We start from the raw sequence: 1,681 nt of genomic DNA, 5'->3' as shown, positions 1-1,681 counted from the left end.
GAGGGCACTGAAAAACTTACGTTTTTTATTTTTAAGTCTCAATTCAATACAAAAAAAGGCAATTTACTCTGGTTTTAGACGGTAAATTGCCTTTTTCCTTTTATTTTTTATTCTTTTTCACTTAGGAGTTTTAGGATTCGCTTGAGATTTACTGCAAATATCGCTGTGGCTCCTTGAATTTCCATACCAAATAGACCCGCAGATGATGCTGTTTCATACCCGTGTCTATGTTTTAATTCACTATTCTTTGCTTCAATTTTATAACGAGAGCGTGCAAATTCTTTAAATTCTTCACTATTTTGAAATGCTTCCTGTTCCTTATGTTCATTGGATTTTATTGAAACAGAATATGTTTTACTTTTTGCCCCTTCTTTATAACAGCCCTCACGGAAAGGACATTTGTTACATTTTTCAATATCAAAGTAAAATGTATCCTTTTGATTTTTACTTTGTCCCTTCTTCCCTGTTCTTGCTTTACGTATTGCCATGTGACCTGCTTTACAAACATACATACCCGCATCTTTATTAAATTCAAATTCATCTTCTTTCGCACGTCCACCTTGTGTGATCTGAGGATTCAGTTTGGATACTAGTTGAGATTCTTCTATTTTTGCATATTGGATATTATCTTTTTCCGAATAAGCTGTATCACCAATAATTCTATCAATTGTCATGCCTGCTTCCTTACTTTTCTCCACTAAATCTTTTAGGTATTTCCCATCACTTTTTTCACCAGTAGTAACAATCGCAGCTGTAATAATCCGTTCATCACTCATAGCAATATGTGTTTTAAATCCAAAGAAAGAAGAATCAGCTGTTTTATGTCCGACACGTGCATCTGGATCATTTGAAAAACATAGTTGTTCTGCATAATCTTCTACAACTTCTTTTAGTACGTTTAATTTTTCTTTGACAGCAGGAATCTCGGCGATTTGTGGCTCAGTTTCAATAACTGTAATGACTTGACGACAATAATCCAATTCATCATTAACTTCGTTAGAAGTTGTTTTTGGTGGAAATTTTTCTTTCAATGATTCATCTATTTGATATACTGCTTTTCGGACATTTTTTGATTTCTCTTGTAAAAACTCTTTCGGTGATTTTTGGTTATAACGTGCTTTTGTATGTGTTGCATCCACAATAACGGTTTTACTTTTAATGATCTCTTTTTCTAGAGCAATCTCAACGGTTTTTCCAATAAGCATATCTAATAATCCCACATCTTTTAGACGGAGTTTTCGGAATTTCGTTAAAGAGCTCGGGTCAATCACAGAATCCTCTGGAGCCATGTCGAGAAAATATTTAAATGACATATCGTATTTGGAACGTTCTACAACATCTACATCTGACAATTCATAGATTGATTTAAGAAGTAAATATCTGAACATACGAATTGGCGAAACGGCATTACGTCCATTATCAAGACAATAATTTGTTTTTAATTCTTCCAGTATGAATGAAAAATCTACAAGCTCATTAATTTTACGGAGCATATTATCTTTTGGTACAACAATATCGTATAAAGCCATGAATGGGCTTAAGTTAAGAGATTCTTGATTTGAAATCACTTGGATACCACCTACATACATTTGATAACAATATTATAAAGTAAAAAGGCAGTTGAAAGTTCATTGAACTTTCAACTGCCTTTTATAAATATTGGACTTTTTCAGTGCCCTCG

The 1,681-nt window shown here is 33.2% G+C and carries 1 protein-coding gene; it reads right to left on the bottom strand.

The window, feature by feature from the left end:
- Window positions 1-107 precede the first annotated feature (107 nt).
- Window positions 108-1,568, bottom strand: coding sequence for an IS1182 family transposase (locus AC59HZ_RS31240; RefSeq protein WP_496549596.1), 1,461 nt, complete (start codon window positions 1,566-1,568; stop codon window positions 108-110).
- Window positions 1,569-1,681 lie beyond the last annotated feature (113 nt).

Source organism: Neobacillus sp. DZ-9, from assembly GCF_059587065.1.
The sequence above is the reverse complement of the archived record's forward strand: the minus strand, read 5'-3'. Positions and strand labels throughout refer to the sequence as shown.